The organism is Haloarcula pellucida (genome assembly GCF_014647235.1).
Lineage (GTDB): Archaea > Halobacteriota > Halobacteria > Halobacteriales > Haloarculaceae > Haloarcula > Haloarcula pellucida.
This window is the reverse complement of sequence record NZ_BMOU01000001.1, coordinates 911844-928349: the sequence shown is the minus strand read 5'-3', so window position 1 is coordinate 928349 and position 16506 is coordinate 911844. Positions and strand designations below refer to the sequence as shown.

General features: G+C 66.4%; 18 protein-coding genes. 13 read left to right on the top strand and 5 right to left on the bottom strand.

Annotated elements, in window-relative coordinates:
• Positions 1-29 precede the first annotated feature (29 nt).
• Together IEY28_RS04800 and IEY28_RS04795 are read left to right on the top strand one after the other, a co-directional pair.
• A complete protein-coding gene (locus tag IEY28_RS04800; protein ID WP_188995038.1) occupies positions 30-1163 on the top strand; it encodes an acyl-CoA dehydrogenase family protein in 1134 nt (377 codons plus the stop codon).
• Positions 1164-1204: 41 nt separating this feature from the next.
• Positions 1205-1747 (top strand): HAD family hydrolase, encoded by a 543-nt coding sequence (locus tag IEY28_RS04795; RefSeq protein WP_188995036.1) that lies wholly within the window; start codon positions 1205-1207, stop codon positions 1745-1747.
• Here the strand turns inward: IEY28_RS04795 and IEY28_RS04790 are convergent.
• Positions 1726-1953 (bottom strand): DUF5822 domain-containing protein, encoded by a 228-nt coding sequence (locus tag IEY28_RS04790; RefSeq protein ID WP_188995034.1) that lies wholly within the window; start codon positions 1951-1953, stop codon positions 1726-1728. The two genes, IEY28_RS04795 and IEY28_RS04790, sit on opposite strands and share 22 nt — an antisense overlap.
• Positions 1954-2042: 89 nt before the next feature.
• On the opposite strand from IEY28_RS04790, the gene IEY28_RS04785 reads away from it, so the two are divergent.
• The 5 genes from IEY28_RS04785 to bioU all read left to right on the top strand — a co-directional run bounded on the left by IEY28_RS04785 (position 2043) and on the right by bioU (position 6547).
• The gene (locus IEY28_RS04785) at positions 2043-2255 is read left to right on the top strand and encodes a DUF8149 family protein (protein ID WP_188995032.1); all 213 of its coding nucleotides are present in this window, start codon (positions 2043-2045) and stop codon (positions 2253-2255) included.
• Positions 2256-2438: 183 nt separating this feature from the next.
• A complete protein-coding gene (gene panB / locus IEY28_RS04780; RefSeq protein WP_188995030.1) occupies positions 2439-3248 on the top strand; it encodes a 3-methyl-2-oxobutanoate hydroxymethyltransferase in 810 nt (269 codons plus the stop codon).
• Between the two features lie 162 nt (positions 3249-3410).
• Positions 3411-4244, top strand: a complete 834-nt coding sequence (locus IEY28_RS04775) for a formate/nitrite transporter family protein (RefSeq protein ID WP_188995028.1) — start codon at positions 3411-3413, stop codon at positions 4242-4244.
• A gap of 69 nt (positions 4245-4313) precedes the next feature.
• Positions 4314-5429, top strand: a complete 1116-nt coding sequence (gene bioB, locus IEY28_RS04770; protein WP_188995026.1) for a biotin synthase BioB — start codon at positions 4314-4316, stop codon at positions 5427-5429.
• A 2-nt stretch (positions 5430-5431) separates the two neighbouring features.
• The gene (gene bioU, locus IEY28_RS04765; protein ID WP_188995024.1) at positions 5432-6547 is read left to right on the top strand and encodes a (S)-8-amino-7-oxononanoate synthase BioU; all 1116 of its coding nucleotides are present in this window, start codon (positions 5432-5434) and stop codon (positions 6545-6547) included.
• A gap of 26 nt (positions 6548-6573) precedes the next feature.
• On the opposite strand, the gene IEY28_RS04760 is transcribed toward bioU, so the two are convergent.
• Positions 6574-7890, bottom strand: a complete 1317-nt coding sequence (locus IEY28_RS04760) for a class-III pyridoxal-phosphate-dependent aminotransferase (RefSeq protein WP_188995022.1) — start codon at positions 7888-7890, stop codon at positions 6574-6576.
• 137 nt (positions 7891-8027) lie between these two features.
• Here IEY28_RS04760 and IEY28_RS04755 point away from each other — a divergent pair, with 137 nt between their 5' ends.
• Entirely contained in the window at positions 8028-9227 is a 1200-nt protein-coding gene (locus tag IEY28_RS04755; RefSeq protein WP_188995020.1) for an aminotransferase class I/II-fold pyridoxal phosphate-dependent enzyme, read from the top strand.
• Positions 9224-9913, top strand: a complete 690-nt coding sequence (gene bioD / locus IEY28_RS04750; RefSeq protein ID WP_188995018.1) for a dethiobiotin synthase — start codon at positions 9224-9226, stop codon at positions 9911-9913. Before IEY28_RS04755 ends, bioD begins: the two co-directional genes overlap by 4 nt.
• A 195-nt stretch (positions 9914-10108) precedes the next feature.
• Here bioD and IEY28_RS04745 read toward each other — a convergent pair whose 3' ends face one another.
• Together IEY28_RS04745 and acs are read right to left on the bottom strand one after the other, a co-directional pair.
• Positions 10109-11185, bottom strand: a complete 1077-nt coding sequence (locus IEY28_RS04745; RefSeq protein ID WP_188995016.1) for a phosphotransacetylase family protein — start codon at positions 11183-11185, stop codon at positions 10109-10111.
• Complete coding sequence (gene acs, locus IEY28_RS04740; RefSeq protein WP_188995014.1) at positions 11182-13287, bottom strand: acetate--CoA ligase alpha subunit; 2106 nt, start codon at positions 13285-13287, stop codon at positions 11182-11184. Before acs ends, IEY28_RS04745 begins: the two co-directional genes overlap by 4 nt.
• A gap of 171 nt (positions 13288-13458) precedes the next feature.
• Between acs and IEY28_RS04735 the strand changes: the two genes are divergently transcribed.
• From IEY28_RS04735 to dpsA, 3 genes are all read left to right on the top strand, one after another.
• Entirely contained in the window at positions 13459-13836 is a 378-nt protein-coding gene (locus tag IEY28_RS04735; RefSeq protein ID WP_188995012.1) for a DUF8048 family protein, read from the top strand.
• 224 nt (positions 13837-14060) lie between these two features.
• Entirely contained in the window at positions 14061-14825 is a 765-nt protein-coding gene (locus tag IEY28_RS04730; protein ID WP_188995010.1) for a spondin domain-containing protein, read from the top strand.
• A gap of 161 nt (positions 14826-14986) precedes the next feature.
• Positions 14987-15532: a DNA starvation/stationary phase protection protein DpsA gene (gene dpsA, locus IEY28_RS04725; RefSeq protein WP_188995008.1), complete on the top strand. Its 546-nt coding sequence runs from the start codon at positions 14987-14989 to the stop codon at positions 15530-15532.
• Between the two features lie 86 nt (positions 15533-15618).
• Here dpsA and IEY28_RS04720 read toward each other — a convergent pair whose 3' ends face one another.
• Positions 15619-15777: a hypothetical protein gene (locus IEY28_RS04720; RefSeq protein WP_166970084.1), complete on the bottom strand. Its 159-nt coding sequence runs from the start codon at positions 15775-15777 to the stop codon at positions 15619-15621.
• Between the two features lie 92 nt (positions 15778-15869).
• Here IEY28_RS04720 and IEY28_RS04715 point away from each other — a divergent pair, with 92 nt between their 5' ends.
• Positions 15870-16451: a DUF7547 family protein gene (locus tag IEY28_RS04715; RefSeq protein WP_188995006.1), complete on the top strand. Its 582-nt coding sequence runs from the start codon at positions 15870-15872 to the stop codon at positions 16449-16451.
• Positions 16452-16506 lie beyond the last annotated feature (55 nt).

Genomic DNA, 16506 nt, shown 5'->3' with positions numbered 1-16506 from the left:
CCTTTGGTAGTGCCATCCATACTGTCGGTATGGAGCGCTCGCCGGAACAGGAGGCCATCAGAGCGACCGTCAGGGAGTTCGCGACCGAACAGGTACGCCCGACCGCGCGCGAGGCCGACGAGACGGAGTCGTTCCCCGAGGACGTCTGGGACCGCCTCGCCGACATCGACCTCACTGGCCTGACGACGCCAGCCGAGTACGGCGGCTTCGACGCCGACCGTCGGACCTACGCCATCGTCAACGAGGAACTGGCCTACGGGTCGCTGGCCGTCGCGACGGCGCTTTCCGTCCACTGTCTCGCCACCGCCTGTATCGCGGCGTTCGGCGACGACCCCGTTCGTGACGAGTGGCTTCCCGAGATGGTCGACGGTCGGCCGGTCGGCGCGTTCGCCCTCTCTGAACCGCAGGCCGGGTCGAACCCGCGTGGGATGACGACCGTCGCGCGGAGAGACGGCGACGAGTACGTCGTCGACGGGGAGAAACAGTGGATAACGAACGGCGAGCGCTCGGGCGTCGTGGTCCTGTTTGCGAAGACGGCGCGTAACGACCCGGACTCCATCACACAGTTTCTCGTCCCGAAAGACAGCGATGGCCTCTCTGTCGGCGAGAAAGAGGACAAACTCGGTCTGCGCGCGAGCGACACCACGTCGCTGACCTTCGACGGGGTCAGGATTCCCGAACGGTACCGACTGACCGAAGAGGGGGCGGGACTGGCCGCCGCGCTGTCGATTCTGAACGGGGGGCGCGTCGCCATCGCCGCACAGGCCGTCGGACTCGCGCAGGCGGCGCTGGACGAGGCCATCGAGTACGCACAGGACCGCGACCAGTTCGACCAGCCGATATCGGCGTTCCAGACGATTCGCCACAAACTCGCGGACATGGCGACGACCGTGCAGGCGGGTCGTCTCCTCACGTGGGACGCGGCGAGTCGGATGGACCGCGGCGAGGACGCCCGACAGGCCGCGAGCATGGCGAAGTACTTCGCGAGCGAGGGTGCCGTCGACGTGACCAACGAGGCGGTCCAGATTCACGGCGGCTACGGCTACACCACGGACTTCCCGGTCGAGCGCCTCTATCGCGACGCGAAGGTGACGACCATCTACGAGGGGACCAGCGAGATCCAGAAGAACGTCGTCGCCCGGTCGCTGTTGGACGACCGCTGAGTGCCGATACACACTTTTGGCCCGCCGGCGTACGCTCTCGCGTGACGTACGACGCTGTGGTCTACGACCTCGACGGGACGCTCGTGCGGTTGGCTGTCGACTGGGGCGCGGTCGCTAGCGACGTCGCAGACGTCCTCAGAGCGCGTGGCGTGGACCCCGAGAGCGCCGGCCTCTGGGGGATGTTGGAACTGTCAGACGAGACCGGCCACCGCGACGCCGTCGAGGCGACGATAACCGACTACGAGCGCGAGGGCGCGCGGAACTCCGACCGCCTCACGCTCGCCGACGGGTTGCCCCACGACGTGCCCGTCGGCGTCTGCTCGCTGAACGCCGAGGTGGCCTGTCGCCTCGCACTGGAGACCCACGACCTCACGCGGTCGGTGGGGCCGGTCGTCGGCCGGGACTCGGTCGGGTCCGCCAAGCCCGACCCCGAAGGGTTGTTGGCGGTCGTCGACGAGATGGACGCGACTCCCTCCGAGACGGTGTTCGTCGGCGATTCGGAGCGAGACGCAGAGACCGCCCGCCGTGCCGGCACCGACTTCGCGTGGGCGAGTGAGTTCGATCAGCGCCGATATCGGGCATAGAGGTAGACGCCGATAGCGGTGAGAAACCAGACGACGGCGCCTACCCGGACCGCGAAGAGGGCGCGACTCGTCCACGTCGGCAGCGCCGTCCCGAACGACGCGAGGACGACGATGGGCGACCCGACGAGGATGGTCGTCACGAACGTGACCTGCATGACCCACCCGAAGTCGACGCCGTCGGGGTCGGTCTGTTCGACTGCTGGCACGGTCGGTGTTTCCCGGAGGACCGGCAAGCCGTTTCCGGTTTCGTCGGCGACCAGACGATATTTCCACCCCCGGTGCAAACCGGCTGTCGATGACAGAGGACGACGAACTGCCGGAGATTCCGGTCGTCTGTACGGCCTGTGACACCCGGACGCGCGTGCCGTTCGAAGACGTCGAGTCGGCCGTCGACCGCCACAACGAGCAACTCCACGACGGCGATCCCGTCGCGGAGGTCGACCCGGACGTCCTCGACCAACTCGTCGACCGGGTGGGCCGTGACCTCGGTCTGTTGGACGGGGACTGATACGGTCCTACGAGCCGAGTGACGCCGCGGACCGGTAGGTGTCTAAGCAGGCCGTCGACCCCGACCCGAGCGAGCGACGGTCTTCGACGACCGCTGGGGAGTCGAGTCGTGGAGCGAGATGGTGGCTCGTCCGCTGTAACCGGGACCCGAACACGTAATAGCACGGCGCGCCCGGCCACGGATATGACTACCGTCCGGGACCTGCAGGCGATGGCAGGGGACGAACAGATAACGATGCTGACGGCCTACGACGCCGTGACGGCCGGTATCGCCGAGGGCGCGGGCGTCGACGTCATCCTCGTCGGTGACAGCATGGGCAACGCCGTCCTCGGCTACGACGATACGCTCCCGGTCACCGTAGACGAGATGGCCTCTCGCGTCGCTGCCGTCGCCCGCGGGACGGACGAGACGCTGGTCGTCGCGGACATGCCGTTCCTCTCTTTCGGCGCGGACGAGGGCGAGAGCGTGCGGAACTGCGGCCGGATGCTCAAGGAAGCCGGCGCGAACGCCGTCAAACTCGAATCCGGCCCGCACACCCTCTCGTTGACGGAACGGCTCTCGGACCTCGGCATCCCGGTCATGGCCCACCTCGGCCTGACGCCACAGAGCGTCAACCAGACGGGCTACACCCAGCAAGCCAACGACCGCGAGGAGGCCGAACAGATTCTCGAACTCGCGCGGGCCCACGAGGACGCCGGTGCCTTCGCCCTCGTCGTCGAACACGTGCCGGCGAACCTCGCCGCGCAGGTCACCGAGGCCATCGACATCCCCACCATCGGTATCGGCGCCGGCGGCGATTGTGACGGGCAGGTGCTCGTCTTCACCGACGTCGTGGGACTGGCAGCGTCGAGTCCGCCCTTCGCCGAGCAGTTCGGCGACGTCCGAAGTGAGATGCACGGGGCTATCAGCGACTACGTCGACGCCGTGGAGTCCGGTGAGTTCCCCGGAGACGAACACGCGAGTACGAGCGAGGAACTGGACGACCTGTACTGACGGACGTCCACACACCGACCGCTGACACCGTCCGCGGCAGGATTCGCGCTCTTTGACAGGAACCCGTGGCACGGAGTATCCGAAGCTACCGCCGGATAATTCTCGATTATGTGCGGTTAGCGGGTGAACAATCATACGGCGATCCCGTGAACGACAGGCTATATGTCCGGGACGGGTACCGACACTGCTGACGAAGAGCAGATACCGAGCGAGGACATCCTCGACATCCAGATAGAGCGGGGGCTGAGTGAGCTTCGGCGCCCGGTCACGGGACTCTCGCTGTCGGCGCTGTCGGCCGGCCTCGACATCGGATTCGGACCGCTGTTGATGGCCGTCGTCCTGACCTCGGCCGGAGTCTCGGGGACCGGGGACCTCCCGAAAGAACTCCTGTTGGGGCTGGCGTACGGCGTCGGATTCATTCTGGTCGTCCTCGGCCGGTCGGAACTGTTCACCGAACACACGACGCTCGCGGTGCTCCCGGTGCTTGACGATCAGGCCGGCGTCGCTCGACTCGGACGTCTGTGGGGAACCGTCTACGCTAGCAACATCGTCGGGGCCGTCCTCTTCGCGTGGTTCGCCGTGGCTATCGGGCCGGCGGTGGGCGTCGTCGAACCGGCAACGTTCGTCGAACTGGCGAAGACGTACACCGAGCAGTCACCGGCAGTGCTGGTCGGCGCGGGCATCATGGCCGGATGGCTGATGGGGCTGCTCTCGTGGCTCGTCGCCGCGGCGGACAGTACCGTCTCGCGGATGCTGATCGTCTGGCTCATCGCAGCGTCTATTGGCTTTGCGCACCTGCCACACTGTATCGCCGGGTCTGTCGAAGTCGTCGCCGGCGTCATCGTGGCCCCGGAGATGACCGTCCTCGACTACGGTAGATTCCTCGTGTTCTCGACGGTCGGAAACACCATCGGCGGCGTCGTCTTCGTCGCGCTTCTGAAGTACGGACACGTGGTCCGTAGTGGCCCTTCTCACACCGAGGTTCACCGAAAGTAGTCGAGGACCGGACGACGTGACCTACCACTCACCCGAAGTTTTATTCACTCGTCAACTGTCGTTGGTCGTGTGGTTTACGAGACGGGCAACCGCACGGTAGACGACGCCGTCACACGCGTGCTGGACGGCGAGCGCTTAGACCGCCGGGACGGTCTGGCGCTCATCGCACAGCCAGTCGACGCCCTCGCGGCGGGGGCCGACTACGTCCGTACGCAACTCGGGGACGGTACCGTCGACGCGTGTTCCATCGTGAACGCCAAGGCCGGTAACTGCGCGGAGGACTGTGGGTTCTGTGCCCAGTCAGTGCACTTCGACACCGGCATCGACAACTACGGCTTCCTCGGTCCGGAGAAGATTCTGGAGGCCGCGAAACGCGCCGAGCGAGACGGCGCCCAGCGCTTTGGTATCGTCGTCGCGGAGAAGGGCGTCTCGAAGGAACAGCGGCCCGACGAGTGGGAGGAAGTACTGGAGGCCATCCGTCTGGTCCGTGACGAGACGGACGTGGAAGTGGACGCCAGCCTCGGTATCCTCACGGACGAGGAGGCGGCTATCCTCGCAGAGGAGGGGCTGAACCACTACAACCACAACATCGAGACGTCGCCCCGGTACTTCCCGGAAATCGTCCAGACGCACTCCTTCGAGGACCGCGTCGAGACGCTGGAAGTAGCGAAGGAGGCCGGCATGGACCTCTGTGCCGGCGTCATCCTCGGCATGGGCGAGACGCCCACCGACCGCGTCGACGCGGCGATGGCCCTGCAAGACATCGGCATCTCCTCGCTCCCGGTCAACATCTTGAATCCGGTCGAGGGGACGCCGATGGCCGAGCGCGGCCTCCCCGACATCACGACGGAGGAGGTCGTCAAGACCATCGCGGTGTACCGCCTGCTCCACCCAGAGGCTCGCGTGCGCCTGACCGGCGGGCGCGAGGTGAACCTCGACACGGACGGACAGGTGGCCGCGTTGGAGGCCGGCGCGGACGGCATCCTCACCGGCGACTACCTCACCACGGAGGGCCAGTCGGCGGCCGACGACCTCGAAATCATGGAAGCGGCGGGCCTCGAACCCAACACCGAGGCCAACGCTTTCGACCCCGACGAGGTCAAGACGCGCGCCGACGACGGTACCGACCCCGAGACGGCGGCAGGCACCGCACAGAGCAAATCGGAACTTCAATCAGACGACTGACTATGGACGACGTACGATTCGCAGTACTAGGTACGGGCGGTATCGGCCGACGAACACTCGAAGTCTCCCAGCACAAGGACGGTCTGACCGCCGTCGCGGCGTGTGACCGCAACGGCGTCGCCGTCAACCACGGCGGTCTGGACGTCGACGAGCTGTTGGAGGCGACGGAGGGCAACATCGCAAGCGGACCGCAAGGCGGCCCGGAACAGTCGAGCGGCGACGAGCCGCGAGACAGCGAGCCGCGAGACGACGTAGCGACCGACGGTGGCGCGGCAGCCGCGACAGAGGGCGTCAAGCAACACGGCGACCAAGCCGGCGTCGTCGCCAGCGAACAGGGCCGACCGACGGAGACGCCCATCGACGACGTCATCGCCGAGAGCGACGCCATCGACGCCGTCCTCATCGCGCTCCCGAACCTCGAACACGACTTCATCCCGCGGGTCGCAGAGCGCTTCGCCGAGGCCGACTACGAGGGCGTCCTCGTCGACGTGCTCAAGCGCTCGCGGGTCATCGGGATGCTCGACGACCGCGAGGAGCAACTGACGGAGTCGGGCATCACCTTCGTCTGTGGCGCCGGCGCGACGCCCGGGTTCCTGACCGGGGCGGCGGCGCTCGCCGCCCAATCGTTCGTCGAGGTCGAGGAAGTCGAGATATGGTGGGGCGTCGGCTTGAAAAGCGGCTACGAGGACAACCGCGGCACCGTCCGCGAGGACATCGCCCACCTCGACGGCTACGACATCGAGACGGCCCGCGAGATGAGCGAAGCGGAGATAGAGGAACTCATCGACGACCACGACGGCGTGCTGGAGTTCCACGACATGGAACACGCCGACGACGTCCTCCTCGAACGAGCGGGCATCTGTGACGCCGAGGACGTCCACGTCGGCGGCGTGCTGGACGTCCGCTCGGACGAGAAGCCGACCACGACGACAGTCTCGGTGACGGGGACGACCTTCGACGGCGAGACGGGCACCAACACCTTCCAGCTAGACGACGTGACGAGCATGGAAGCGAACGTCAACGGCCCGGCGCTGGGCTACCTGAAAGCCGGCGTCCGGAACAACCGCGCGGGCCACTACGGCGTCTTCGGCCCCGCGGACCTGATGCCCGGGTTCTGAGCCGCGAGGCGCCGATTCAGACGCGCTCAGCGACTCGCGGCCCGGCGGAACGCGTCGACGGCCTGCGTAATCTCGCGTTCCCGAACGTCCAGCGGCGGCAGTAGTCTGAGCGTCCGGTGTCCGCAGGCGAGCGTCAGCAATCCTTCCTGCAGACACGCCTCGACCATCTCGTCCCGCCGCTCTCGGGTCTCGAACTCGACGGCGACCAACAGCCCGAGGTTTCTGACGTCTATCGCGCCCTCGACGGAGGCCTCGGAGAGCCGTCGGTTCAACTGGTCACCTCGTTCGGCGGCGTGGTCGAGCAGTCCTCGCTCCTTGATGACGTCGAGCGTGAGCGCCCCGACCAGCGAGGAGAGCAAGTCGCCCGATCCCCACGTCGAGGAGAGGCGGCCCTCCTCGTCGGGGAACACCTCGTCTCGGCCCACCGTGGCACCCACCCGGAGTCCCTTCCCGACGGCGAGGACGTCCGGGTCGATGGCGTAGTGGTCGGCACCCCACCACTCACCGGTTCGGCCGACGCCGGACTGAATCTCGTCGGCGACGAGTGGGATGTCGTACTCCGCACAGACCGCCGCCACGTCGTCCATGAACGCCTCGCTCGGAATCCGATAGCCGCCCTCTCCCTGCACCGGTTCGAGGATGACGTAGGCCACCTCGTCGGGGTCGACGTTCCCGCCGTCCCCGAGTTTGCGCCGCAGTTGCGAGGTGTCGCCCGCCGGAAAGTAGCCACAGCGACAGGACGCCGGGTCGCAGGTCCGGTCGTCGCAGTACGGGAGCGAGGTGACTCCGGTCACCTCGGGAAAGTCCCGTCGGTGGACGGCCTTCGAGCGGTTGAGCGAGAGCGCTCCCAGCGTCCGGCCGTGGAACGCGCCCTCGAAGGTGAGGCCGTACTTCGCGCCGTCGCGGTGGTCGTAACAGATTTTGATGGCGTTCTCGACGGCCTCGGCCCCGGAGTTCGAGAGGAAGACGGTGTCCAGACCGTCGGGAGCGACGTCGACGAGGCGGTGCATCAGTTCGGTCGGGCCGGGGAGGTCCCCCGTACTCGCGTAGAAGTCCTGGCCGGCGAACTTCAGCGGGTCGACGAGGTCGAACTCGTCGAGACGGTCGAGCAGGGAGGGGTTGTTGTAGCCCAGCGGTGCGCTGGCGACGTGGGACGTAAAGTCCAACAGGACGTTCCCGTCGACGTCCCGGCAGTACGGCCCCCGGGCGTCGGCGGTCGCGTCCCAGACGAAGTCGTAGACGTGCGTGGCCGGCGCGGCCACTTCGTGGTGGTGGTCGACGCGTTCTCGGGCGCGCGTGCCGGGGAACTGGTCGACGCTCGGTTCGGCGCTGTCCCGGTCCATGCTGTCATTTCACACGGGAGCGTAGTAAAAGTAAGTGAGGTGACTGGTTTGGGGGCTGTCAGGGTCCCGCGTCCGTCACTATCGACCGCTCTGCCCATCACCAATCGCTAAGGGGCGCTGGCTCGACACCACGAACGATGACGCATGGGTTCGACCTCGGCGACCGCCTCCGCGAGCGTGAACGGCAGGACTTACGCCGCCACCTCGACGTGACCGAGCGAGTCGCGCGACGCACGCGCTTTGCCGACGACCCGAAAAGTGGTGCGGCCGACTTCGGCGAGGAGATGGTCGTCTTCGCGGCGAACAACTACCTCGGACTGGCCGACGACGGGCGCGTCCAGCGCGCGGCCGAACAGGGGGCGCGAACCGTCGGGACAGGTGCGGGGGCGTCTCGCCTCGTCACGGGCGATACGCGTCTCCACCGCGCGCTCGAACGCGACCTCGCGGACTGCAAGGGGACCGAGCGAGCGCTCGTCTTCTCCTCCGGGTACGCCGCCAACGTCGGTACCATCGACGCCCTCGCGCCGGACGCCGTCTTCTCGGACGAACTGAACCACGCCTCCATCATCGACGGTTGTCGGGTCGGCGCGGCAGAGACAGTGGTGTACGACCACTGTGAGGCCGACGACCTGCGGGCGAAGATGGCCGAGCGAGCGTCGACGGCCGGCGACGGCGAGCAGTGGTTGGTCGTCACCGACTCCGTCTTCTCGATGGACGGCGACGTCGCGCCGCTCGCGGCGCTCTGTGACGCCGCCGAGGAGTACGGCGCGTGGCTGATGGTCGACGAGGCCCACGCCACCGGCCTGTTCGGGAACGGCGGCGGCGTCGTCCAGCGCGAGGGACTCAGCGACCGCGTCGATATTCAACTCGGGACGCTCTCGAAGGCGCTGGCGAGTCAGGGCGGGTACGTCGCCGGCGACGAGGAACTGGTCGAGTACCTCCTGAACGCAGCGCGGTCGTTCGTCTTCTCGACGGGACTTGCGCCGCCCGCGGCCGGTGCGGCCCGCGAGGCGCTTCGAATCGCTCGGGAGACAGACCAGACAGACCGCCTCTGGGAGACCGTCGAGACCCTCAGAGAGGGGCTTGAAGCGATGGGCTACGAAGTGCTGGGCGAGACGCACATCCTCCCGGTGCTGGTCGGCGACCGGGTAGACGCCCTCGAACTCGACGAGCGACTCCGCGACCACGGCGTCGTCGCCCCGGCCATCCGCCCGCCGACGGTTCCGGAGGGAACGTCCCGAATCCGCGTCGCTCCGATGGCCACCCACACCGACGCCGATCTGACGCAGTGTCTCGACGCCTTCGAGGCGGCCGGGAAGGAGGTCGGTGTGCTGTGACCGACGCGAGTCCGGGTGGGTTGTTCGTCGTCGGGACGGGTACCGGCGTCGGCAAGACCGTCGTCACCGCCGGCCTGACCGGGTTGCTCCGTGACCGCGGCGTGGATGCCGTCGCAGTCAAACCCTGCCAGACCGGCTATCCGCCGGACGACGACGCGGCGTTCGTCGCCGAGGCCTGTGGGAACGAGACGGCGTCGACCTGCCTCCGCCGACTCGCGCCCGCGCTGGCCCCCGAGGTGGCCGCCGACGTGGCCGAGGCCGATCTCTCCTACGACGAGATCCTGTCCGGCGTTCGAACGGCGGTCAACGCCCACGAGGTCGGCGTCGTCGAGGGTATCGGTGGTCTCCGGGTCCCGCTGGCGGACGGCGCGGAGGTTCTGGACCTCGTCGCCGCCCTCGGCCTGCCGGCGGTCGTCGTCGCTCGGTCGGGCCTCGGCACGCTGAACCACACCGGGTTGACCGTCGATGCCCTGCGCGCACACGGCGTCTCGGTCCACGGCGTCGTCCTCAACGAGTACGAGGGCGCGACCGTCGCCGAACGGACGAACCCCGACGTGTTGGAAGGGATGACGGACGCCCCGGTGTGGACGCTACCGCCGCTCGACCTCCGGGAACCGTCCGAGGCAGTGAGCGGCGTCCGCGAGCACCTCCCGGCGGCGGCTCTCTCGGCAGTAACAGAGTTCTGACGCCGACGCTCGCACAAAGGGGTCGAATCGGGGAAAGGGGGTCCCCGAGCGTGTGACACTACGGAGCCTCTCGGCTCCACTTTCACTATGGCGTCAGACATCCAAAAATCCTGAGGTGCATTTCCACTGGAGATTTGTAAATAATACGGCCAGATGTTCGAGTATCTACGTTTAAAACCGCAGGCGAAAGGGACCTTACTCCTCTAGCTGGAGCAGTGAGGTGACGTCGACGCCGTCGTCCAGCAGCGTCTGCATCCGTTCGACGGTACCCTGGTCCCGCGTTCGGCCCGACCGAAGCACGTCTTCGACCCGGTCGATAGTCGTCCGCGTGTCGGACTGGACGAGCAGGATGGGGACGTTCTCGTCCTCGGCCCGGCCGAGTACGGCGCTCGCCGGGCGCAACCCGCCAGTCAGCAGGAGCGCTTTGATGCCCGAGGCTTCGAGCGCCGCCGTCTGGACCTCCGAGCGGTCGCCGCCGGTGACCATCACCGCGTCGCGGGTGCGCCGGAACTGGTCGAGGGCGCTGTTGCCGCCCATCGCCCCGACGGTGAACCGTTCGACGTGGACGTCCGTCGACGCCTCGTTGGTGAGTACGTCGGCGCCGAGACTGCGAGCGAGGTCTTCGACCGTGATGCCGGCGAGCTCCTGCACGCGCGGGAGCGACCCGAACACCGGGACGCCGCGGCCTTCGAGGAAGGGTAGCACGTCGTCGGTGAGTTCGTCCATCGCGGCGTCGGTGACGCCGTTGAACAGGACGCCGGCGAGGCGGTCACCGAGCGACCGGGCCGCGGCGAGCACCTCGTCGGCGTCGCCGACGGTCGCGTACCCACAGACGAGGAGGACGCGCGCGTCGAGCGCTTCGGCGATGTCGGCGTCGGTCAGGTCGACGATACTGCCCGTCTCGAGACGGTCGCTCCCTTCGACGACCATCAGGTCTTTGCCCTCGGAGATGGCCTGGAAGTTGTCGACGACGCGCCCGCGGAGTTCGTCTGCGTCCTCACGGCCGCGGATGGCCTCTTGTACGAACGTCGGCGAGTAGACGATTGGCTCCATCTCGTGGACCTCCGCGTCTAACCCGAGCAGTTCTCGGGCCAGCATCGGGTCCTCGTCCCGGGTTTTGCCGACCGCACTCTGGAGTCGGGTGCCTTTCGGCTTCATGTAGCCGACCTCCTTGCCGGCCTCCTGGGCCGCCTTTGCGAGTGCGAGGGTGATTGCCGTCTTGCCGATACCTTCCTCCGTAGACGTGACGAGTAGCGTGTTCGAGTCGGTCATAGTTCCTCCTGGTCGATGGTGAGTCGCAGGTCGACCGCCTGCACCCCGTCGGGGGTCGCGACGAGCGGGTTGATGTCCAGTTCGACGATGGCCGGGAAGTCCGTGACGAGCTGTGAGAGCCGCTGGACGGTCTCGACGAGGGCGTCCTCGTCCACGGGGTCACGGCCGCGGGCCCCGCGCAAGAGCGGCGCGGAGTCGATGTCGTCTAGCATCTCTCTGGCCTCGGGTTCGCTCACTGGAGCGACTCTGACAGTGTTGTCTTCGAGGACCTCCACGAAAATACCTCCGAGGCCGAACAGCAGGAGCGGGCCGAACTGCGGGTCCCGGTTCATCCCGAGGATGGTCTCGGTGCCCGAGTCGAGATCGACCATCTCCTGGACCTGCACGCCGAGGACGGTCGCGTCCTGCTGGTAGTTGCGCGCGCGGACGACGAGGTCCTCGTAGGTGTCTCGAACCTCGTCTGGCGGGACGCCGACCTCCACGCCGCCGATGTCGGACTTGTGGAGGATATCCGGGCTGACGATCTTCATGACCACCTCGTCGCCGATCTCCTCCGCGAGGTCCTGTGCCTCGCTGGGCGAGGAGACGACGCCGCCTCGTGGCGTCGGGATGCCGTAGGCGTCGAGCAGTTCCATCGCTTCGACCCCGAGGCGGTTCGTGTTCCGCCGGGCGGCGGACTCCAGAACCTCGCGAGCGCGCTCGCGGTCCACGTCGAAGGCGGTCGGCTCCTCGTACTCGCGGGCCTGTATCTCCCCGTAGTCGCGGAGGGCGTCCAGGCTATCGACCGCACGCGCGGGGTCGAAGTAGTTCGGGATGCCGGCCTCGCTCAGGATGTCCTGCCCTTCGCCGACGGACTTGCCGCCCATCAGCGTCGTCGCGATGGGCATCTCGGCCTCCTGTTGCTTCTCGGTGACGACTTCGGCGAGTTCCTCGAAGGAGAGGACCGCCGTCGGACAGGCGACCACGACGGCCATCGAGACGTTGTCGTCTTCGAGAACCGTCTCTAGGGCGATCTCGAAGCGCTTCGCCGGGGCGTCTCCGATGATGTCGACCGGGTTGTAGATGTTCGCCTCGTCGGGCATCGTCTCGCCCAGTCGGTCGAGCGTCTCGTCTTCGAATTCCGCAAGCGAAAGGTCCGAGTCGCCGACGGCGTCGGTCGTCATCACGCCGGGGCCGCCGGCGTTCGTGACGATGGCTATCTCCTCGCCGTCGGGGAGTGGCTGGCCCGAGAGAATCTGTGCGAAGTCGAACAGTTCCTGTACGGACTCGACCCGCAGCGTGCCGGCCTGTTCGAGGCCGGCCTCGTAGGCCCGTTCGGACCCGGCCATGGCCCCGGTGTGTGAGGCGGCGGCCGACGCCCCGGCGTCGGTGCGCCCGGACTTTACGAGGACGATAGGTGTGTCTTGTGTCACCTCGCGGGCGGTCTGGATGAACTTCTCGCCGTCGTCGATATCTTCCAGATAGCCGAGGATGACGTCCGTCTCGGCGTCGTCGCCCCACTCCGCGACGAAGTCCCCCTCGTCTAAGATGGCCTTGTTCCCCAGCGAGACGATGTCCTTGAACCCGACGTCGCGTTCGGCGGCCCAGTCCAGGACGGCGGTGACGAACGCCCCCGACTGACTCATGAACGAGATGTCCCCTTCGGTGGCCATCTCGTTGCCGAACGTGGCGTTCAGTCCCTTCGGCGTCGACATGACGCCGAGGCTGTTGGGGCCGACGAGGTTGAGGTCGTACTCCTCGGCGGCCGCACGGAGGTCACGCTCCCGGGCCGCACCCTCGCTTCCGGTCTCGCCGAACCCGGCAGTGATGACGACGACGTTCTCGATGCCGGCCGCACCGGCCTCCCGTATCGCCTCTACGGCGACGTTCGGCGGTACGACGACAACGGCGACGTCGATGGTCTCCGGCGCGTCGACGTCGGCTACCGCGTCGTAACACTGGAGACCCAACACCACCTCCTTGTACGGGTTGACTGCTACGACCTCCCCGTCGAACGATTCGAGCAGGTTCGACGTGATGGCGCGACCGACCGAACCCTCCGAGTCGGTCGCACCGATCACGGCGACCCGTTCCGGCGCAAACAGCGTCGATAGTCGTCCCATTCCTCTAGTCGCCGGTAACGGATACTCGGGGAAATAACTGCCGAGGTAATCCCGCAAAACGGGAATATGGGTGTTTAATCGGGTGATTATGGGGTTTTTGAGCTGACAGGAGAGGCGAGACAGGCGCGCCACAGCGGGGTATTTTTCCCCGTCGACTGCCAACTCCGGGCGATGACCGATCCGGTGTCGCTGACCGTGTTCGACGACGCGGTGATTCGGGCTATCGCAGACGAGAACGACGTGCCTGAAGCGGAACTGCGGGAGGCACTCGCGGACCACCAGCAGACGATGGCAACGAATCCCGGCGTCGAGGACCTCGTCTACGAGTGGCGAAAGCGGTTCGAGGACCCGGTACTCCACCGAGCGCCCGAGGTGTTCGTCCTCGGCGTCCCACCGACCGTCTGGGAGGAGTTCCGCGACCACTTGGGCTTCGAAGAACACGTCTTCACGGCCGTCACGGCCGTCCATCAGGAACAGACGCTCCGGACAGACGACGTCGCCGTCGAGGAGATCGCGCCGGACCACGTCGCCATCGTCGTGGCGCGGTAGCCCGCCGGCGCTAAGCCGCCGTTATCGGCCGACGGGGTGAGCGCGTGTCTGGAACTTTTGAGGACGATAAGGCGACCGTAGCACACGGCAGGCCCGCGGTATCGGTTCTCGACGTCTGGGGGCCGCCGATACCGACGTAATTACAAACAGGGTCTGCTCCCTCGGCGTAGACGGAGGACAGCAATGGTACCAGCAGACACACGGCCCGATCGAGGAACCGCGCTATGACCGACGGACCGACCCTGACCAGACGACGAGCGCTCGCCCTCGGTGGCGGGACGCTCGGAGCGCTCGCCCTCGGCAGTTCGACGGTGCTCGGACAGCGCGACGACGGACGTGACGGCAACCGGACGTACCGCGTCACGGTCGCTAACTTGACGCGCGGCCAACCGTTCACGCCGCCCGCCGTCGCCGCACACCGGTCGAGCGTCGAAGTGTTCGCGGTGGGCGAGGAGGCCAACAGACCGACCAGACAACTCGCGGAGAACGGGAATCTCGACCCGCTCGTGGACCTCATCGACGACACGAACGCCATCCGGGGCGCCGCGGTCGGTGAGTCACCGCTCGTGCCGGAAGCGGACCCCGGCGATACGGGCCTCCCGTACTACACCGAACTCGAACTGTCGGCCGATTCGAGCGCCGAGTACCTCACGTTCGTCAGCATGCTCGTGGCGACGAACGACGGAATCGTCGGACTGGACACCGTTCCGTTGCCCGACCGAGTCAACGAGTCCCGGACGTACTACGCCAACGGGTACGACGTCGGCACCGAGGAGAACACCGAACTGTTCGAGGACCTCGTCCCGCCCGCGAAGACGCTCATCATCGGAGGCGAATCGGAGGGCACCACGCGGAGCGACTCCGACATCTCCGAGGACGGCGTCATCCGGCCACACCCCGGTATCGACGGCGTCGGGAACCTCCCGCCGTCGGTGTACGACTGGCGCGAACCGGCCGGCTATCTGCAGGTCGAACGAGTAGAGTCCTGACCGGTCGGACGGGGCACGACTCCGATCCGGGTAGCGGATGTTCCCCGAAACACGAAAACGAATTCGAGTGTCTCATCAAAGAAATAGTTTTTTGGCAAACCGAAAATCTCTTTCTCGTGTGGGAAGTTTTAAGTATTGTCCGTGAGTATGTAGAGATGCCTATGGCCACTCAGGAACACGTCCGGAAGCAGTTCGGTGAGGTCGAAGAGAACAAACTCCGACTCGAGAAAGAGAAGTCAGAGCAGATTATCGACGCGCTGAACCAAGACCTCGCAGACGCGTACACGCTGTATCATCAGTTGAAGAAGCACCACTGGAACGTCGAAGGTGCGGAGTTCCGAGACCTGCACCTCTTCCTCGGCGAGGCCGCGGGCAACGTCGAGGCCGCCGCCGACGAGATCGCAGAACGGGCGCAGGCGCTCGGTGGCGCACCCATCGCCGGTGGGGCAGAGCAAGCCGAACACGCGAGCGTCGAGTACGAGGGACAGGACGTCTACGACATCCGCACCTCCCTGCACAACGACCTCGAGATGTACGGCGACGTCATCGAGTCGCTGCGCGACCACATCGAACTCGCCGAGAACCTCGGCGACCACGCGACGGCCCAGATCCTCCGCGAGATTCTGGTCGAGACGGAAGAGGACGCACACCACATCGAACACTACCTCGAAGACGACACGCTCGTCGTCGAGGGCGCGATGGACTGAGACGGAACGGTTCTATCACTCGGTGGCTGTTGTCAGCACCGAGACGTTCGCGTACGCGTCGAAAACTGACCCGTTTTCTGTGAGAACTACCGACGGAGGTCGACGGTGAGGTCGGTCGCGATCCACCCCTCTTGATTGCCGTCTTCGGTGAACACTGTCCTGTCTTTGACGCTCTCGTGGGTAGTGACGGTCGGGCGGTCCTCGTCGGCGTCCGCGACCTCGCCGTCGTCCGTCTGCGATGGCATTATCGGAGATTAGGCCCCCCTAAAGCAAAAAGGGTTTTGGTTGGCCTAATCGTCGCGGCGAACTTTTGTACCTCTCCCCGCAAGGTGGGAGTATGAGTGCCAGTTCCGGCGACGACATCACTGCCCTCCTCACAGACCTCGTCCGGACGCTTCGAGACCTAGAGACGGAGATGGAACCGACCACGGAGAGCGGTCGGCCCCGACCACCGACGCCGAAGGAGTTGCTCCGGTTTACGAGCGACGTGACGATACCGGCCGCTATCCTCGTGCTGAAGACGAACGTCGAGGCGTTGAAACTCCTCCGGCGCGCTCTCCGGATGGCCGAAGGACGCCCGACGTCGACCGGGTCCGGTGCGAGCGAGGTCCGTCGGCGCGCGACGACGTTGAGCAAAGCGACGCTCACGCGCCTGGACGACGCCCTCACCGACTTGCAGGACGCCGTGGAGGGGCGACCACAGGACGAGGATGCTCGGGAACTCCTCGAAGAGGCCCGTGAGTTACGCTCGGACCTCGCCGAGCAGTTGGCCGAGACGCAGGACGATGATACCCTCGAAGGTGGTATCGACGAAGTCCCCGTCGACGTCGACGCGGAACTCGAGTCTATCAAGGACGACCTCGAAGACGCCGAAAACGGACGCGACGACGACGGAGACGGCGGAAACGACGACGTGTGAATAGCGACACTAATGGTTGCATAATAAACATAATGTTTTATTATTGTACAGCTGT